Genomic DNA, 18,079 nt, shown 5'->3' on the forward strand with positions numbered 1-18,079 from the left:
GCCCGGCCGCCGTCGCGGCCGATACCGGGTTCAAGAGAACCCGGTATTGTCCCGTCCCGGCCCCAGCAGAAACCCGCGGGTCTCGGCCACCGCTTCGCGCAGGCCCACCCGGCGCACCTCCACGCCCTCGGGGAAGGCGCCGAACAGGCGGCTGGGCATCATGGGATCCAGCAGGACGAACACGCCCACGTCGTCGGCCCGGCGCACCAGCCGCCCGAACGCCTGTTTCAGGCGAAGGCGCGCGATCATGTCCTCGTACCGCCGCCGCCCGAAGCTGTTGCGCCGCGCCCGGTGCAGGATGTCGGGCCGCGGCCACGGCACGCGGTCGAACACGATCAGCCGCAGCGACCGCCCCGGCACGTCCACCCCGTCGCGCACCGCGTCGGTGCCCAGCAGGCAGGCGTGCTCCTCCCCCCGGAAGATGTCGATCAGGGTGGACACGTCCAGCGGGTCCACATGCTGGGCGTAGAGCGGCAGCCCCGCCGTGTCCAGCGGCTCCACGATGCGGTCATAGACGCTGCGCAGCCGGCTGATGGCGGTGAACAGCCCCAATCCCCCGCCGCCCGCCGCCAGGAACAACTCGCGGTAGGCCGCCGAGACCTGCGCCAGATCGTCCTTGCGCACGTCGGTCACCACCAGCACACGGGTCTGGTTGCGGTAGTCGAAGGGTGACGGCACCTGCGCCCGCACCGCCGGGCGCGGCAGGTGGGAAGCGCCGCTGCGCGCCTCCGCAGCACCCCAGTCGGCCTGAAGATCGCCGGTGCCGTCGGTGAGCGTGGCGGAGGTGACCACCATCCCGTGCGCTTGGCCCGCCAGCGCCTCGGCAAAGGGCACGGTGGGGTCGATCCAGTGGCGGTAGAGGCCGACGTCCACGTCCCGCCCCTCCGCCCGTTCCACCGCGAACCAGTCCACATAGGCCACGGGCGTGGCGTCGGACAGGGATTTCAGCATGTCCCGCCACGCGGCGAGAGTCATGGTGCCCCGGCGGGTCAGGCTCCGCGACAGGGCGTCCAGCCGGCGGCGCTGGTCGCTGTCCAGTTCCGCCGCCTCGTCGTCCAGCCGCTGGGCCAGGCGGCGGGCCAGATTGGTCACCGGCTCGGCCAGCCGGGCCAGGGCCGCGTCCAGATTGGCCGCCGCCTCCAGCAGCCCATCGACGGGATAGGCGGTGTCGGCCTCCAGGCTGTAGGGGCCGGCATCCCCGGCGGTGCGGGCATAGACCTGGGCGCGGGCCAGCAGCAGGAAACGTTCGGTGGGGCCGGTGGGGTTGTCGGCGGACAGGCGCGCGCCCCACCCTTCCGACGGCAGCACGCGGGCGGCCTCCAGCACCGCGTCCAGCAGGGCCGACGCCTCGTCGTCGCCGGCCACCACATCCTCCATGCGGCGCTTCAGCCCGCGGGCACGGCCCCGCCCGCCCTCTTCCACGCCCAGGAACCAGCGGCGCAGCTCGTGCGTTTCCCGCCCGGTCAGATGGCCGGCGAAGGCGCTGTCGGCGGCGTCGAACACATGGTGTCCCTCGTCGAAGATGAAGCGGGTCGGCTGGTTCATGTCGTCACCGCCGCCCAAGGCCGCCTGGATCATCACCAGCGCGTGGTTGGCGATCACCACCTCCGCCCGCCGGGCCCGGCGCACGCTCTTTTCGATGAAGCATTTGCTGTAATGGTCGCAGGCGGAATAGACGCACTCTCCCCGCCGGTCGGCCAGCCCCAGCGTGCGCGGGCGGCCCAGCAGATCCACCAGCCAGCCGGGGAAATCCCCCCCCGACAGGTCGCCGTCGCGGGTGGCCGCCGCCCAGCGCGCCATCAGCCCCGCCGCCACCATCGCACCCATGCCGTACTGGGCGGGGGCGGCGCGCACCGCGTCCTCCAGGTTCAGCAGGCAGAGATAGTTCTCGCGCCCCTTGCGCAGCACCACCCGCCGGGCCTTTTCCGCCGGGTCGGGGAACAGCCGGTCAAGCTCGGCGTCGATCTGATGCTGAAGATTGCGGGTGTAGGTGGACACCCACACCGCCCCGCCGTTCTTTTCCGCCCACACCGTGGCGGGGGCCAGATAGCCCAGCGTCTTGCCCACCCCCGTCCCGGCTTCCGCCAGCACCACGTTGGGGGTTTCCGGCGCGGGCCGGGGGGCGAAGGCGGCGGCCACCGCGCTGGCGTAATCGGCCTGCTGCGGGCGGGGTTCGGCCATCTTGCCCGCCACCTCGGCGGTCAGCATCTGTGCCAGCCGGCGGCGGGCGTCTTCGGGATCGACGGCGGTGTGGGTGGGGGGCGGGACGGGCGCGCCCTCCTCCCATTCCTTCAGGCCGGCCCAGACCTTCAGCCCGGCCAGCGCGCGGGCGCGCTCCGGCCCCTGGGGCATGTTCAGCGCGTGCAGCACCGGACCGGCCCACGGCCACCCGGCCTTGCCCATCTCCCACGCGATGGCCACGGGATCGGAGGACTCCGCCCGCCCCGGTGCGGCCAGCGTGCGCAACAGCCGCGGCACCGCCCGCAGCAACGCCACCGCGTCGGCCTCCGCCCCCTCGGGCAGCGGCAGGCCCAGCGCGTCGGCCAGCCCGCGGGGGGTGGGCAGGCAGAAGGTGGCGGGCTTTACGAACGCATAGAGTTCGAGAACGTCATAGGCCGGGAACGGGTCCATCCCCAGCCGCCGCGCCAGCGCGCGCCCGTGGCACACCACCGGCATGGTCCCGCGCAGCCGTCCGGCCAAGCGGTCGAGCGGCAGGGTTTCCACCTCCCCGTCCGGCGACAGGATCACCCCATGACGCGCGCGCACCACGACGGCAGGCGCCTCGTCGAGAGGAAGATAGGGGGATTGGACGGCGGGACCGGGCATGGCGGCGACTATAGGCGGAAAAAGGGTACAAAGCGAGCACACCGTGGCAAAGGGGTTCCACCCCTTCGCGCTTCCCCGCCAAGGGCCGGGAGGCCCTTGGAACCCTTAGAGAATCTCGGCTGTCCTAATCGCTTCGTCCAACGGTCCCAGCACGTCCGACAAAGCGCCGTCCCATTCCGCCGGGGCGGCGAAGCTGAACATGGCGACGCGGACCGAGGCGGTGGCCTCGACGCCGGCCAGCCACAGGTAATGGGTTTCGCGGCGGCCATCCTCCTCCGTCACCATCACCGCAGTGGCGATGATGCCGCCGCCGGGGCGGTCCTCCAGCACACGGTCCGACGCCCGCCCGTCGTCGGGGCGCACGAAGCGCAGGGCCACTTCCCGCAGGGTATAGGCCGGGCTGTCCTTGGCGGCGATGGTGTCGGCCACCACCCGCAGCACCCCCTGCCCGCCCGGCGGGCGGAGCGCCAGCACCGGCTTGCCTTCGTGCTCCTCCGTGTCGATGGACCAGTCGGCGGGAATCTGGAACCGCACCAGATCGTCCCACGCCACCGTCCGGGTATCCGCTCCGCTCATGCTCTCTCGTTCCCTCATGACAGCGGCTGGAACAGCGCGTCCAGGTCCGCTTCCTCGAAACCGGCAAAGCCGGCGGAATCGGGGTCGAACAGGGCGCCGGCCAGACCGCGCTTGCGCTCCTGCATCTCCAGCATCCGTTCCTCCACCGTGCCGGCGGCGATCAGCTTATAGACGAACACCGGCTTGTCCTGGCCGATGCGGTGGGCGCGGTCGGTGGCCTGATCCTCCACCGCCGGGTTCCACCAGGGATCGTAATGGATCACCGTGTCGGCGGCGGTCAGGTTCAGCCCCACCCCGCCCGCCTTCAGGCTGATGAGGAACAGCGGCACCGTCTCCGCCTGGAACGCCGCCACCGGCGTTGCCCGGTCCACCGTGTCGCCGGTCAGTTCCACATAAGTGATACCGGCCCGCTCCACCTCAACCTTGATGAGATCCAGCATGCTGGTGAACTGGGAGAACAGCAGCACCCGCCGCCCGTCCTCGATCAGGGCCGGCAGGATCTCCATCAGGTAGCCCAGCTTGGCGCTGTCCTTCACCGCCTTGGCCTGCCGCAGCTTGACCAGACGCGGGTCGCAGCACACCTGCCGCAGCTTCAACAGCGCGTCCAGGATCATGATGTGGCTGCGGGCCATGCCCTTGGCCGCCACCTCCGCCCGCACCTTCTCGCTCATGGCCAGCCGCACGGCCTCGTACAGGTCGCGCTGGGTACCGTTCAGGTCCAGGCGGCGGACAATCTCGGTCTTGGGCGGCAGGTCGGCGGCCACCTGCCCCTTGGTCCGGCGCAGCAGGAAGGGCTTGAGCCGGCTGGACAGCAGGGTGCGGCGGTCGCCGTCCCCCTTCTTCTCGATGGGCGTGCGGAACAGCCGGGTGAAGGTCTTGGAATCGCCCAAGAGGCCGGGAAGGAGGAAGGCGAACTGCGACCACGCCTCCCCCAGATGATTCTCGACCGGCGTGCCGGACAGGCACAGGCGGTGCTGGGCGTTCAGCCGGCAGGCGACCTGGGTCGCCTTGGCGCTGGGGTTCTTGATGGCCTGCGCCTCGTCCAGAATGACGGCATGCCAGTCCCGTGCGGTGAGCACCGCGGCGTCGCGTACCAGCAAGGGATAGGTGGTCACCACCACATCCGCCTCCCCCAGCCCGTCGAACAGCGCTGCCCGCGCCGGCCCGTGCAGCGCCACCGTGCGCAGGGACGGGGCGAAGCGTGCCATCTCTCCCAGCCAGTTGGGCACCAGACTGGTGGGGCAGACCACCAGGGCCGGGCTGGTCAGGTGGCCGCCCTCCTTTTCCGCCAGCAGGTGCGCGATGGTCTGGAGCGTCTTGCCCAGCCCCATGTCGTCGGCCAGCACCCCGCCCAGATCGTTGCGGGCCAGGAACTGCAGCCAGGAAAAGCCGTCGCGCTGATAGGGGCGCAGCTCCGCCGCCAGCCCGGCGGGGGGCGGCTGGGCGGTCACCCCGCCGGCACCGCGCAGCCGGTCGATCAGCGTGCGCAGGCGGGTGCCGCCGATCCACCGCAGCTTCACCGCGTCGGCGATGGCGGCCAGCCCGTCGGCCTGCCCCAGCGACACCGCCAGCCGCCCGTCGTCGCCCAGGCTCAGCCCGTCGAACAGCTCCACCAGCACCGCCAGCACGGCGCGCACCCGCTCGAACGGCAGCGCCAGGGTGCGCCCGTTGCCGATGGCGGCGTAGAGCGTGCCGCCGTGGGCCAGCGCCTCCACCCCCTCGCCGGGGCGCAGGCGCTTCAGGGCCGCCACCAGAATGGGGAGCAGGGGAATCCGTTCCCCCTCCACCTCGATGCCCAGATCCAGGGAGAACCACCAGCCGCTCCCCTGGTCGTCGAAATCGGCGCTCCATTCCCCGTCCGCCGCCACCAGCCGGTGACGGAAGCTGGGGTCGGAGACCACCCGCCACCCCTCGGCCTCCAGCATCGGGACGGCGCGGTGCAGAAAATCGGGCCAGCCGGCCTCATCGGGCAGGGACAGGGCGAAGCCGGGCCTGCGCACCGTCACGTAACTGGCGGCCATCACGCCGAGGGGGCGGAGCGTGTTGAAACACTCCTTTTCCGCCCGCACGTTGCGTTCCCGCACGATCACCCGCTGCCCGTCCACCGAACGCAGTTCCTGCGGCGCTGTGGTGGGGTCCACCATGATCCCGCCATAGTCGAAGGTCAGGTGCATCAGGTCGTACGGAATGCCCCCGGCGCCCTTGGGTGAAGGAGGCCAGTAACCGGAGGACCGCATCTCGGTGGACAGAGTCAGCACCGGCACCGGCGGGTCGGCCACCACCACCTCGGTCATCTCCGCACTGGGCGGCGGGATGTCCAGGTGCGGCAGGCGCTGGCGCAGCGCCCGCGACACCACCGCTGCGTCCCGTGCCCGCAACGGCGGGGCCGTCATCACCGCCCGCAGCACGGCGGGGGCCAGCGGCACCGTCAGCTTTCCCACCACCCCGGCGGCGGGATCCACGTAATAGGGGCTGGCCAGGGGCAGCGCCGTCACCCCCTCCACCCCGTCGGGCACGGTCAGAACCGGCCTCTGCTCGCCGCGCTCGGTGGTGGCCCAGCCCAGCGCCCCGGTCCGCGCCGGCCCCAGCGCCAGCACCGGCCCGTCCAGTTTGCCCCACACCAGCCGGCCCGTACCCGCCAGCCGCTCCATCAGCGCGTCCACCAGCGCCGGCTCCTGCGGCAGGTCGGTGTCCATGTTGGACGCTCCGGCGATGCGGGCGGTGGTGCGGTCGTCCGCCGTCACTCCGCGGGCCTGGGAATTGGCCAGGGTGAAGAAGGTGATGGGCCGCCCGCTGCCCCAGCCGCCGGACTTGCGCCGCCGGGCGGCGGTGGGAGTGATGGCGGGAAGCCGCCGGCCCTGGGCCGTATCGGCCAGCGTCAGCACATAGATGACCGCCTCGTCCGCCGGCTGGGCGCCACCGGGACCGGCGGCCACCGCCTCCAGCGCCCGCAGCCACGCCGCCGCCGGGCCGGACAACCCCTCCCCTGCCGCCTGCGGTCCCGGCTGGATACTCATGTCCAGAGCCGCCAGCAGGGCCGCGGCCACATGCTTGCAGTTGTAGCCCACGGGGCAGGTGCAGAACCCCTCGATCAGCGGCTGCCCCTTGCGGGTGCGCCGGATGGTGACCTCCACCTCGTACGGGTCGGGCTCGGTTCCCCACACGGCGGCGCAGACGGTCGGGCCGTCGTCGAACCCCACGTCCGCCACCGCCCCTTTGCGCTGGTAATCGAGGCCGCGCTTGAGCGTTCCCGGATCGAACGCCCGTTCCAGATCGGCACGGGTGAAGGAGGCATCCTCGGGGGACAGATTTCTCATGGCGCGCGCAAAACCTCCTCCACCACCCGTTTCACCGCGTCCCGCACCGGGCCGGGGCGCGGGGTGTCGGCGAAGGTGGTGAACCAGTGTTCCGGCGGGTTGCGCCCGGCGGCCCGGTGCCACGTCAGCGCCCGCAGAATGTCCTCGGCCTCCGGCGTCGGCGTCCCGCACGGGTCGTGGCCGCTCAGGATGGCCCAGATGCCGGCCCAGCAGCGCCCGACCGTCCATGGGTTGTACCCGCCGCCACCCACCACGAGCAAGTGCGGCGCCAGCGGCACCAGCGCCCGCACGGCATCCCACAGGGCATGGTTGGACAGCTCCAGCCGGCTCAAGGGGTCTTCGGCCAGGGCGTCGGCGCCGGTCTGGATCACCAGCGCCTCGGGCGCGAAGGCACGGCCCAGCGGCAGCACGGCGTGGTCCATCACATAGGCCATCTCGCTGTCGTTGAACCCCTGCGGCACCGGCAGGTTCCGCGCCGTGCCGCCGGCCCGGTCCTCCACCTTGCCGGTGAAGGGCCAGCGGTTGTCCTCGTGCACTGAGATGGTCAGGACGCGCCCGTCGCCGGCGAACGCCTCCTCCACCCCGTCGCCGTGGTGGGCGTCGAGATCCACATAGAGCACCCGGCGGAACCCGCGGTCCAGCAGCCGCAGGATGCCCAGCACCGGGGCGTTGAAATAGCAGAAGCCGCTGGCCCGGTCCCGCCGGGCGTGGTGGGTGCCGCTGGCGGGGCTGTAGACGACGCCCGGCCCCTCGGCCAGCCGGTCGGCCGCCAGCAGCGCCGCCCCGGCGGAGGTGGCGGGCCGGCGGTACATCTCGGGGAAGATGGGATTGTCGATGCGGCCCAGGTTGAAGCGCGCGCCCGTGGCCGGATCGACCCGCTGCGCCGCCTCCGCCGCCCACACCGCGTCGATGAAGGCGGGGTCGTGGAACCGCGCCAGCTCCGCCACCGACGCCATCGGCCCGTCGCAGTACACCGCCCCGTCCAGCCACCCCATGGCCCGGCACAGGTCCATGGCGGTGGACACCCGCGGGATCGACAGCGGGTGGCGGGAGCCGTAGCTGGAATGGCGGTAGATCTCCCCGCCGATGAACACCGGCGGACTCATGACGCCGCCCACGCCCGCAGCGCCGCCGCCACGCTCTCCACCACCGGCCCCCACGCGTGGGGCACGGTCTGGCGGAACAGCCGGGCGGTGGGATACCACGGGCTGTCGTCCCGCCCCTCCAGCCAGCGCCAGCAGGCGTCGTGCCGCAGCAGAACCCACAGCGGCAGCCCCAGCGACCCGGCCAGATGGGCGGCGGCGGTGTCCACGCTGACCATCAGGTCCAGCCCGGCCATGCGCTGGGCGGTATCGGCGAAATCGGCAATGCCCTCGGTGCCGTCGGGCAGGCCGGGAACGGTCCCCGCCGCCGGCCCCATCTGCAGCCCCACCCAGTCCACCCCCGGAACCGCCAGCAGCGGCGCCAGGGCCTCCGGCGGCAGGGAACGGCGCGGGTCGCCGGTGTCGTCGCCGCTGCGCCACACCAGCCCCACCCGCCGCCGCCCCGGCGGGATGGCCGCCGACCGGGGGACGGGCGGCAAGACCGGCGGCGGCACGGTGTCCGGCGTGGTGCCGAAGAGGCCGGGCAGGCTCATCAGGGGGGCCACGGCGTCGAAATCCGGGGCCTGTTCCAGCGGATACACCGCGTCCACGCCGGGCAGGCGGCGGAACAGCCGCACCAGGGCCGGGGGGCATTCCATCACCACCCGCGCGCCGGACCGGGCGGCGGCCAGGGGGGCGTAACGGCTGAACTGGATGCCGTCGCCGTGCCCCTGTTCGGCATAGAGCAGCAGGGTCCGGCCCGCCATCGCCTCCCCCCGCCACAAAGGCCGGCCGCGGCGGGGCACGGCCACCGCCTCGGCCAGCCGGGCGTCCCAATCCCGCCAGCCCTCGGGCCAGCGCCCGGCCTGGAGCAGCCGGTGGGCGCGGTTGAACCGGGGGCCGGGGCGCGCAGGGTCCAGCGCCACCGCGCGGTCATAGGCCGCGATGGCCTCTTCCCGCCGCCCGTCGTCGCCCAGCGTCACCCCCCGGTTGAACCACACCCCGGCGTCCGCCGGGTCCAGGCACAGGCTGCGTTCATAGATCCGGCAGGCCGTGGCGTAATCCCCGGTGCCCTTCACCGCGTCGGCCAGCCGCCGCCACGCCGCGGCGTTCCCGCCCCTTTCCACGGCGCGGCGGAACCAGCCCACCGCCCCGTGGTAGTCCCGCGCGGCAAAGGCGATGCCGCCCAACTCGTCCGCCGCCGCCGTCAAACCGGGGTCGAGCGCCAGGGCGTGGCGAAAACCCGACACCGCCCCGTCACCGCCGCCGCGGGCCAGCGCGCCGTTGAACCACGCCGCCACGTCGCCGGGCCGCAGCAGGGCCGCCCAGCGGTACAGCGCCGCCGCCGCCGGCCTGTGCCCCCGGTCGAACAGCGCGTCCGCCGCCGCCGACACCGCCACGGCCAGGGCGCCGCCGTCCAGCCGCCGGGCCGCGGCGGCCAGATTGCCGCGGTAGCCGTCCGCCGCCGGATAAAGCGCCGCCGCCTGGGCCATGGCCGTCACCGCCTCGGCGAAGCGGCCCCGCTGGGCCAGCACCACGCCGGACAGGTGCAGCGCATCGCCGTGGCCGGGGTCGCGGGCCAGCACCGCGGCGTACCCCGCCGCCGCCGCCGCCGCCCGCCCGGCGCGGTGACAGGCCACCGCGTCCGCCAGCAGACTGTCAATTGTCAATGGGCTGCTCATGCCATGAGGTTATACGCACAAAGCGGGTGTAGCGAAACCGACACCTAACCCGCCTTGTCGGCTTTGCGACAAAGGTCAAACGGTTCTGAAACTGGGGTGAAACCAAGCGGAATCAAGGTTTTGGGATAAAATCATCCGCTGGCACAGCTATTGCATTTTTCCAGCCAGCCCGATCACCCCCGGATGGGCGTACCCGCCGGGGGACCGCACAAATGCCGTACCCACTTTGCCGGTTCAGGCGCGACGACCCGCGCACGTCCACGGCCGCAGGAGACCGGAATGCACATCGTCGTCTGTATTAAGCAGGTGCCAGACAGCGCGCAGATCCGCATCCACCCTGTCACCAACACCATCATGCGTCAGGGTGTGCCGGCGATCATCAATCCTTACGACCTCTTCTCGCTGGAAGAGGCTCTGCGCATCAAGGACGCGACGGGTGCCCGCGTCACCGTCCTGACCATGGGTCCGCCCATGGCCGAGGCGGCGCTGCGCAAGGCCCTGTCCTTCGGTGCAGACTCCGCGGTGCTGCTGACCGACCGCAAGTTCGCCGGTTCGGACACGCTGGCCACGTCCTACGCGCTGACCTCCGCCATCCGCAAGCTGGAGGAGGAGGAGCCGGTCTCCATCGTGTTCTGCGGCAAGCAGACGGTGGACGGCGACACCGCCCAGGTCGGCCCCGGCATCTGCACCCGCATGGGCCTGCAGCAGCTGACCTACATCACCAAGATCGAAGACGTCGATCAGAAGACGAACCAGATCACGGTGCAGCGCCGCTCCGAAGGGGGCGTGCAGGTGCTGAAGACCACGATGCCCTGCATGATCACCATGCTGGAAGGCACCAACACCATCCGCTTCGGCACCATGGACGACATGTTCCGCGCCGCCCGCACCCCGCTGAAGGTGTGGAGCAAGGACGATTGCGTCGATGACGAGAACAAGGTCGGCCTGAAGGGGTCGCCCACCGTGGTGTCCAAGGTGTTCGTGCCCAAGCCGCGCGCCGAACGCGCCAAGTTCATCGAGGTGGACGGCGGCGATCCCGTGGCGCTGGCCGCTGCCGCGGTCGATACCGTCTTCACGGTCCAGCCCAAGCTGGCCGCCGACCTGCTCGGCGCCGCCGCCGCCGGCCACTGACAACCGCTAGCCCCGACGAGGCGACGACGATGAGCCAACCGAGCAAGCCGCAAGGACGCCGTTTCCAGCTTCCCGAACACCTGAAGGTCTATCAGGGTGTGTGGGTGATCATCGAGCAGGAACGCGGACAGGTCCATTCCGTGTCGTGGGAGCTGGTGGGCGAAGCCCGCAAGCTGGCCGACAAGCTGGGGGTCGAGGTGGCGGCCGTGGTGCTGGGCGCCGAAGGCCCGGACCTGAACCGCATCTGCGGCGAGTCCTTCGGCTTCGGTGCCGACGTGGTCTACAAGGTCACGCACCCGTGCCTGAAGGACTACCGCACCGACCCCTATTCCAAGGTGATGACCGAGGTGGTCAACACCTACAAGCCGGAAATCGTTCTGCTGGGCGCCACCACGCTGGGCCGCGACCTGGCCGGCGCCATCGCCACCACGCTGAACACCGGCCTGACCGCCGACTGTACGGAACTCGACATCTACGCCGAGAACCGCAGCCTGGCGGCCACCCGCCCGACCTTCGGCGGCACGCTGCTGTGCACCATCCAGACGCTGGCCTACCGCCCGCAGATGGCCACCGTGCGGCCCCGCGTGATGGCCATGCCCGACCGTGACGAAACCCGCATCGGCCGCGTGATCGAGGTCACCCCGACCCTGGTCGAGGACGAAATCGTCACCAAGGTGCTGAACTTCATCCCCGACAGCGCCCAGAACGAAGCCCAGCTCGCCTTCGCCGACATCATCGTGTCCGCCGGCAAGGGCCTGGGCAAGCAAGAGAACATGAAGCTGGTGTGGGATCTGGCCAAGGTGCTGGGGGCCGAGGTGGGCGTGTCCCGCCCGCTGGTCCAGGCCGGCTGGGTCGGCAACGACCGTCAGGTGGGCCAGACCGGCAAGACCGTGCGGCCCAAGCTCTACATCGCCGCCGGCATCTCCGGCGCCATCCAGCATCGCGTCGGCATGGAAAAGTCCGACCTGATCCTGGCCATCAACACCGATCCCAACGCCACCATCTTCGAATTCGCCCATTACGGCATCGTGGGCGACGCGCTGAAGATCCTGCCCGCCCTGACCGAAGCCTTCGCCAAGAAGCTGTCGGTCAACCGGCTGGCAAGCTGACCACGGGCCCGAAGGAGGACCAAGAGACATGGTTGAGAAGTTCGACGCCATCGTCATCGGGGCCGGCCCGTCCGGCAACGCGGCGGCCTACACCTTGGCGAAGGCGGGGCTGAACGTCCTGCAGCTTGAGCGCGGGGAATATCCCGGCGCCAAGAACGTCCAGGGCGGCATCATGTATTCGTCGGAACTGGAAAAGATCATTCCGGATTTCCGCGAGGACTGCCCCACCGAGCGCCACATCATCGAACAGCGCATCTGGCTGCTGGGCGACGACAGCTACATCGGCACCAACTACCGGTCCGAAGCGTTCAACAACGACGCCCCCAACCGCTACACCATCATCCGCGCCAACATCGACAAGTGGTGGGGCGAGAAGGTGCGCGGGGCCGGTGCGCTCCAGATCTGCGAAACCACCGTCACCGAGCTGATCCGTGACGAGGCGGGCCGCGTGACCGGCGTGCGCACCGACCGCGTGGGCGGCGAGATCCACGCCGACGTGGTGGTGATGGCCGACGGCGTGAACGCGCTGCTGGCCAAGCGCGCCGGGTTCCAGCAGGAAGCCAAGCCGGAAAACGTGGCGCTGGCGGTCAAGGAGATCATGTTCATCGACCCGCAGCTCATCGAGCAGCGGTTCGGGATCAAGGACGACGAGGGCGTCGTCATCGAGATCATGGGCAAGGTCACCAAGGGCATGGTGGGCACGGCGTTCCTGTACACCAACAAGGAATCGCTGACCATCGGCATCGGCTGCCTGATCTCCGACTTCAAGGCCGGCAACACCGCGCCGTACAAGATGCTGGAGGATCTGAAGAACCACCCGGTCATCAAGCCGCTGGTGGAGAACGCCGAGATGAAGGAATACGCCGCCCACATGATCCCCGAGGGCGGGTACAAGGCGGTGCCGCAGCTCTACGGCGACGGCTGGATGGTGGTGGGCGACGCCGCCCACTTCAACAACGCCGCCCACCGCGAAGGCTCCAACCTCGCCATGGCCTCGGGCCGCATGGCGGCGGAGACCATCATCGAGCTGAAGCGGTCCGGCCGTCCGATGACCACGGCCAATCTGGCCGCCTACAAGGCGAAGCTGGACGGCAGCTTCATCATGAAGGATCTGAAGAAATACCGGAACCTGCCGGGCGTGATGCACGGCAACAAGCAGTTCTTTACCGACTACCCCGACCTCATCAACGGTGCGGCGCACAATCTCTTCACCGTGGACAGCGTGGACAAGCTGACCAAGGAGAAGGAGATCATGAAGTCCTTCGCCAAGAAGCGGTCGGTGATGGGTCTGGTGGGTGATGCGTTCAAGCTGGTGAGGGCGTTCCGATGAGCCACATGATCAAAGTCGAAGAGAAGCTGTACCAGAACCGCTACATCGTCGATGAAAGCCGTCCGCACATCGCGATCAAGAACGAGGAGACCTGCAAGACCTGCGAAACGCAGCCCTGCACGTGGTGCTGCCCCGCGGCCTGCTATTCCAAGAACGAAGCCGGCACCGTGACCCTGGTCACCGACGGCTGCCTGGAATGCGGCACCTGCCGGGTGGTGTGCCAGGACAAGGAAAATGTTCTCTGGGACTACCCGCGCGGCGGTTACGGCATCAGTTATAAGTTCGGCTGAGGCAGGCCGCCCGACCATCCGGCGGCTGGACCCTCTCCTATCCGCCAACTCTGGAGACCCCTCCGTTCTTGTGGACGGAGGGGTTTTTTTGTGCCCGCTCCCCCTTTACTGCGCCGTCCAGCCGCCGTCGATCGACAGGGCCGCCCCGGTGATCTGGTCGGCGCTGGGGGAACAGAGGAAGGTGGTGAAGCCGCCGATCTGTTCGGGCGTCACGAAATCCCCCGACGGCTGCTTGGCGCCCAGCAATTCGGCCCGCGCGGCGTCGGTGGTCAGGCCACGGGCGGCGGCCAGCGCGTCGATCTGCGCCTGCACCAGCGGCGTCAGCACCCAGCCGGGGCAGATGGCGTTGCAGGTGACGCCGGTGCCGGCGGTCTCCAGCCCCACCACCTTGGTCAGCCCCACCACCCCGTGCTTGGCCGCCACATAGGCCGCCTTCTGCGCCGAGGCCACCAGCCCGTGGGCCGACGCGATGTTGACGATGCGGCCCCACCCGCGCTCCTTCATCCCCGGCAGGGCCAGACGGGTGGCGTGGAACACCGCCGACAGGTTCAGCGCGATCACCGCGTCCCAGCGCTCCACGGGGAAATCCTCCACCGGGGCCACATGCTGGATGCCGGCGTTGTTGACCAGGATGTCGATGCGCCCCCAGGCGGCCAGGGTCTCCCCCACCAGCGCTTCCACCCCGTCGGTGCGGGTCAGGTCGGCGCCGTTGTGCCGCACCCGCACCCCGTGTTCCCCGGCGATGTCCCGCACCAGCGAGGCGACCGCATCCGGCGCGCCGAAGCCGTTCAGCATCACGTCGGCCCCGGCACCGGCCAGGGCGCGGGCCGTGCCCAGCCCGATACCGCTGGTGGAGCCGGTGACGATGGCGACCTTACCCTTCAACATGGCGCGTTCCTGCCCGTGGTTTTCGTCGAGACGGCAGGAATGTACGCCATCCCCGGCGTTCGTCCAGGGTGGCGTGCGGGTTACGGCGCTCCCCCCTCCCCGCCCGCGCGGCGGGTCAGGAAGGCATGCACCGGGGCCATGTCCAGGGACCGCGACGGCGCATCCGCCGCACCCGACAGGCGCAGGGTGACCGGCGGCGCGTCGGTTTCGGTGGCGGGGGTCATGGTCACCTGCCCGGTCACGGTGCCGGCCAGCAGGTCGTACGACCCCGCCGCCGCCGCCTGCCCCAGGGGTGCCGTCATGCGGGCGTCGTCGGTGCGCAGGACGCCGTGGTCGGCGGTGACCGTCGCGGTCAGCGTGTCGAACGGCGTCACGCCCCCCTTCATGGCCGCGGTCAGAGCCTCCAGCGCGTCCTGCGGGCGGGCCACGCGGGGAAGCCGGTCGCGCAGGACGGCGAAATCCACCCCGCCCAGCCGCCCGTCCCGCACCGTCACCGTGCCGGTGCCGGCCATGCCCAGGGCCATCGCCTGACGGCTGCCGCCGACGGTGGTCAGGTCGAAGCTGGCATCCACCGCCCCATCGGCGATGCCGAAGGGAAAGCCCGCCGCCCCCGTCCCGTCAGGGCGCGCGCCCACCAGGGTCAGCGACAGCGCCGCCGTGGGCGATTGCCCCGGCGGTGCCGACAGGGTGCCGCTCACCCCCAGCCGCCCGCCCAGAAAGCGGGCATCCATGGGATCGAGCGACAGAACGCCATCGGACAGCGACGCCTTCAGCGCCGCGTCGTCCAGACGCCACCCGCCCATGCGGATGGAGGAGGCGGTCAGCGACAGCCGCCCGTCGGCGGCCCGCAGCCAGCCCAGCGGCAGCGGCTGCACCGTCTCGTGTTCCTTGGCCGGGGACGGGGACGGGGCGGCGGAGGCCGGCGCCGTGCCACCCATCAGCCGCTCCAGGTCAAGCCCGCCGGTCTGCAGCGCCGCCTCCACCCGCGGACGCTCGCCGTCCAGGGCGACCTCCACCCGGCCGGCGACGGCGGTGTCCAGCGCATGGCCCTGGATGTTGTTCAGCGTCACCGCCGCCCCCGCGGCGGTCATGTCGGTGTAGAGATCCAGCGCCCCGCCCAGCGCCACCGCCCCATCGGTCACCAGCGGCGCCAGCGCCGACAGGTCGGGGTGGGTGACCCGGACGGTCAGGGCGGAGTCGGGCATCTGGCCCGGCGGCGTGTGGACGGCGTTGCGCACCACCCCGCCCGCCTGCAGCGTGCCGCCGGCGGCCTTCAGCACCACCTCCACGCCCAAGGCGGCGGCATCGCCGGTCAGCCGCCCGTCCAGCGCCACCGGCCCCAGCCGTTCGGGCGCCGGGACCGCCGCCGGCCACGGCAGCAGACGCGCCGCCGCGGCCAGATTGTCCGCCCGCGCCGTCACCGTCAGATCCGCCCCCTGGAGCGGCAGGATCCCGGCCAGCGTGCCACGGACCCGGCCCGACACACCGGCCACATCGTCCACCCGCGCATCCCGGATGGTCAGGGTGCCCCGGGCGACGGTGGCGTCCAGGGCGGCCCCCCTGACCGGCACGCCGGCCATGGTCAGCTCCCCCGCGGACAGCGCCAGATGGGCGTCGAAACCGTCCAGAAACCGCGCCGGGGCCGGGGTGGGCGCCATGCCGCGGGCGATGCCGCCGCCGTTGCGCGCCGCCGGCCGCGATTCCGCCGCGGGAGACGGGGACGGGGACGGGGACGCCGCCGCGGTCAGGTGATAGGCATCGGCGTCCAGCCGGTCGATGGCCAGTTGCACGCCCAGCGCCGGGCGCGGGCGGTTGCCGCCCGCGGCGGCATAGGTGACGCCGCCGGTGGCGCGGGTGCCGTCCACGGTCAGGTCGAGCCCGCTGACCTCCACCACGCCGGGGCGCAGGCCCACCTGCGCTTGCATGGACGCCTTGGCCAGACGGTCCGCGGACACGGCGGCGGTGTCCACCTTCAGCCAGTCCAGCAGGCCGCGCAGATTGGCCGTGCCGGCCCCCAGCCGCAGGGCCGCCGCCGGCTCGCCGTTCTCCGCGCGCCTGACGGTGCCGGCCAGCCCCACCTCGGTCCCGCCGGGCAGCAGGGCGCCGGCCCGCTCCAGGGTGACGGCATCCTCCCTCACCGTGCCCTCGGCCCGCAGCTTCTGCACCGCGGCCCCGTTCCAGGTCACCGATTCCACCGCCAGATCGACGCGGGTTTCCACCCCTGCGGGGAACGCCGGCCAGTCCGGGGCCGCGGCGGGGTCGCTGCGGTCCGTCCTGCCGGCGGAACCGCCGCCCAGCGCGTTCCCCAGCGACGGCAGCGCGGACAGGGACGGCAGCGCCGAGGCCGGCTTCTGCGCCGCCCGCTGCTGCCAGCCGTCCAGGTCGAGACGGTTGACCGACAGCGACACCTCCGCCTGCGCCGGGACCGGAGCCGGGGCGCCACCGGGCGCGGCGGGGCCGGTGCGGTAGGAGGCCGTGCCGCTGGCGTGGGTGTCGCCCACCACGGTTTCCAGGGCCGACAGGCGCACGGTGCCCGGCGATGCCTCCACCGCCGCCTTCAGGGTGAAGGGCTGGGGCGGCGCCCCGGCGGGGGCGGTGCCGATGACCGGTTGGAGCACCGACAGGGTGCGCGCCAGATCGTCGCCCTCGGCCCGCACCTCGCCCTGCAGCCGCACGCCGGGGGCGGCCTCGCCGCCCATGGCGGCCCCGGTGATGATGCCGGCGAAACGGACGGTGGCGTCGGAGTCCACCAGCGACATCCCGACTCGCAGCGACGCGGCGGTGCCTTCGGACAGGCGCCCGACGTTGACGTCCCCCTTCATGGGCAGGCCGCGCAGGGTGAACGACCCTTGCGCCTGCAGCGGCCCGGTGATGGACGAGGCCACCACCCGCGCGTTGACCCCGCCGATGGTTTCGGTCTGGCCGCGGGCGGCGTCGCGGTAGACGATGGTGCCCTGCTCCACCGTCACCTGATCGAAGCTGATGGCCCCGGCCAGCCCGCTGCCGGCGGGGTTGGGGATGGCGGGGCGGGCGCGGGTGCCGTTGAAATCCCAATTGAAGCGGCCGTCGGCCAGCACCTCGAACACGAAGACCGGCTCGATCAGCGTGACGCTTTCCACCTGGATGCGCCCGCTGAGCAGCGGCCACAGCGCCACCGACACGTCCAGTTCCTTCAGCCGCGCCATCACCGGCTCGGCGGCCCCCGGCGGGCCGGCCAGCCGGGCGTCGCGCACCACCAGCGTCGGCACGGGCAACAGGCTGAGGCGGATCGGCCCGGCCAGTTCCAGCGGGCGCCCCGTCACCTCGCTCACCTGGGCGGCGATCTCGTCCTTGTATGCGGTCCAGTCGATCAGCGCCGGCGCCGCCAGCAGCAGCGCCGCCCCACCCCCCAGGACCGCCCCAACCGTGATCAGGATCTTCTTCACCGGATCTCCACCGCGGTTCTCCACCCGTCGTCTGCGCCCGAACGATGCCCGCCCGGCAGCCTTCGGGCAAGGCTTCTCCGACGTGCCGTGTTCGGGTACTCTTTTGCCCCGGACGGACGGCGGCACAACAGAAGCCAAGGAATTTGGGCATTCCCGCGGCAAAGCTGCCGCCAGCGCCGGATTTTGGCGATTTCCGCAGAGGTGCTCCATGGGCGACATCGTGAACCTGAACCGTTTCCGCAAACAGCAGGAACGCCGCCGCAAAGAGGACGAAGCCGCCGAGAACCGCGTGCGCTTCGGCCGGACCAAGGCCGAACGCGTCCAGGACCGCACCGAGGAGGACCGCCGCAACCGCGATCTCGACGGAAAGAAACGCGGCGATTGACCTTTTCCCTGCGCACGCCCTGCGGCACGGCGCCGCAA

At 71.5% G+C, this 18,079-nt stretch carries 12 protein-coding genes; 5 read left to right on the forward strand and 7 right to left on the reverse strand.

Features of this window, described 5'->3' with window-relative positions:
• Nucleotides 1-30 precede the first annotated feature (30 nt).
• From M2352_RS14290 to M2352_RS14310, 5 genes are all read right to left on the reverse strand, one after another.
• Entirely contained in the window at nt 31-2,826 is a 2,796-nt protein-coding gene (locus tag M2352_RS14290; RefSeq protein WP_264665145.1) for an ATP-dependent DNA helicase, read from the reverse strand.
• Between the two features lie 105 nt (nt 2,827-2,931).
• Nucleotides 2,932-3,402, reverse strand: coding sequence for a hypothetical protein (locus M2352_RS14295; protein ID WP_264665146.1), 471 nt, complete (start codon nt 3,400-3,402; stop codon nt 2,932-2,934).
• Nucleotides 3,403-3,416: 14 nt separating this feature from the next.
• Entirely contained in the window at nt 3,417-6,719 is a 3,303-nt protein-coding gene (locus tag M2352_RS14300) for a DEAD/DEAH box helicase (protein WP_264665147.1), read from the reverse strand.
• Complete coding sequence (locus M2352_RS14305; protein ID WP_264665148.1) at nt 6,716-7,825, reverse strand: acetoin utilization protein AcuC; 1,110 nt, start codon at nt 7,823-7,825, stop codon at nt 6,716-6,718. Before M2352_RS14305 ends, M2352_RS14300 begins: the two co-directional genes overlap by 4 nt.
• Nucleotides 7,822-9,471 (reverse strand): tetratricopeptide repeat-containing glycosyltransferase family protein, encoded by a 1,650-nt coding sequence (locus M2352_RS14310; protein ID WP_264665149.1) that lies wholly within the window; start codon nt 9,469-9,471, stop codon nt 7,822-7,824. The genes M2352_RS14305 and M2352_RS14310 overlap by 4 nt, the downstream gene beginning before the upstream one ends.
• A gap of 291 nt (nt 9,472-9,762) precedes the next feature.
• Between M2352_RS14310 and M2352_RS14315 the strand changes: the two genes are divergently transcribed.
• Genes M2352_RS14315 through M2352_RS14330 form a run of 4 tightly spaced genes read left to right on the forward strand, consistent with a single transcriptional unit; the run spans nt 9,763 to nt 13,343 of the window.
• Complete coding sequence (locus M2352_RS14315; RefSeq protein WP_264665150.1) at nt 9,763-10,614, forward strand: electron transfer flavoprotein subunit beta/FixA family protein; 852 nt, start codon at nt 9,763-9,765, stop codon at nt 10,612-10,614.
• Nucleotides 10,615-10,643: 29 nt separating this feature from the next.
• On the forward strand, nt 10,644-11,723 hold the full coding sequence (locus M2352_RS14320) for an electron transfer flavoprotein subunit alpha/FixB family protein (RefSeq protein WP_264665151.1): 1,080 nt from the start codon (nt 10,644-10,646) through the stop codon (nt 11,721-11,723).
• A gap of 28 nt (nt 11,724-11,751) precedes the next feature.
• The gene (locus tag M2352_RS14325; RefSeq protein ID WP_264665152.1) at nt 11,752-13,053 is read left to right on the forward strand and encodes an FAD-dependent oxidoreductase; all 1,302 of its coding nucleotides are present in this window, start codon (nt 11,752-11,754) and stop codon (nt 13,051-13,053) included.
• Nucleotides 13,050-13,343: a ferredoxin family protein gene (locus tag M2352_RS14330; protein WP_264665153.1), complete on the forward strand. Its 294-nt coding sequence runs from the start codon at nt 13,050-13,052 to the stop codon at nt 13,341-13,343. Before M2352_RS14325 ends, M2352_RS14330 begins: the two co-directional genes overlap by 4 nt.
• Before the next feature lie 105 nt (nt 13,344-13,448).
• Here the strand turns inward: M2352_RS14330 and M2352_RS14335 are convergent, their stop codons facing one another.
• Both M2352_RS14335 and M2352_RS14340 read right to left on the reverse strand, forming a co-directional pair.
• Nucleotides 13,449-14,231: a 3-hydroxybutyrate dehydrogenase gene (locus M2352_RS14335; RefSeq protein WP_264665154.1), complete on the reverse strand. Its 783-nt coding sequence runs from the start codon at nt 14,229-14,231 to the stop codon at nt 13,449-13,451.
• A gap of 80 nt (nt 14,232-14,311) precedes the next feature.
• Nucleotides 14,312-17,656 (reverse strand): AsmA family protein, encoded by a 3,345-nt coding sequence (locus tag M2352_RS14340; RefSeq protein ID WP_264665155.1) that lies wholly within the window; start codon nt 17,654-17,656, stop codon nt 14,312-14,314.
• Here M2352_RS14340 and M2352_RS26500 point away from each other — a divergent pair.
• Nucleotides 17,637-18,041, forward strand: a complete 405-nt coding sequence (locus M2352_RS26500) for a DUF4169 family protein (protein ID WP_319802040.1) — start codon at nt 17,637-17,639, stop codon at nt 18,039-18,041. The genes M2352_RS14340 and M2352_RS26500 overlap by 20 nt on opposite strands.
• Nucleotides 18,042-18,079 lie beyond the last annotated feature (38 nt).

Source organism: Azospirillum fermentarium (assembly GCF_025961205.1).
GTDB classification, from domain to species: Bacteria; Pseudomonadota; Alphaproteobacteria; order Azospirillales; family Azospirillaceae; genus Azospirillum; species Azospirillum fermentarium.

What these genes read in the sequence shown, in the direction of transcription:
- M2352_RS14320 (WP_264665151.1), top strand. Translation starts at nt 10,644, where the DNA reads ATGAGCCAACCGAGCAAGCCGCAAGGACGCCGTTTCCAGCTTCCCGAA.
- M2352_RS14315 (WP_264665150.1), top strand. Translation starts at nt 9,763, where the DNA reads ATGCACATCGTCGTCTGTATTAAGCAGGTGCCAGACAGCGCGCAGATC.
- M2352_RS14305 (WP_264665148.1), bottom strand. Translation starts at nt 7,825, where the DNA reads ATGAGTCCGCCGGTGTTCATCGGCGGGGAGATCTACCGCCATTCCAGC.
- M2352_RS14295 (WP_264665146.1), bottom strand. Translation starts at nt 3,402, where the DNA reads ATGAGCGGAGCGGATACCCGGACGGTGGCGTGGGACGATCTGGTGCGG.
- M2352_RS14330 (WP_264665153.1), top strand. Translation starts at nt 13,050, where the DNA reads ATGAGCCACATGATCAAAGTCGAAGAGAAGCTGTACCAGAACCGCTAC.
- M2352_RS14325 (WP_264665152.1), top strand. Translation starts at nt 11,752, where the DNA reads ATGGTTGAGAAGTTCGACGCCATCGTCATCGGGGCCGGCCCGTCCGGC.
- M2352_RS14300 (WP_264665147.1), bottom strand. Translation starts at nt 6,719, where the DNA reads ATGAGAAATCTGTCCCCCGAGGATGCCTCCTTCACCCGTGCCGATCTG.
- M2352_RS14335 (WP_264665154.1), bottom strand. Translation starts at nt 14,231, where the DNA reads ATGTTGAAGGGTAAGGTCGCCATCGTCACCGGCTCCACCAGCGGTATC.
- M2352_RS14290 (WP_264665145.1), bottom strand. Translation starts at nt 2,826, where the DNA reads ATGCCCGGTCCCGCCGTCCAATCCCCCTATCTTCCTCTCGACGAGGCG.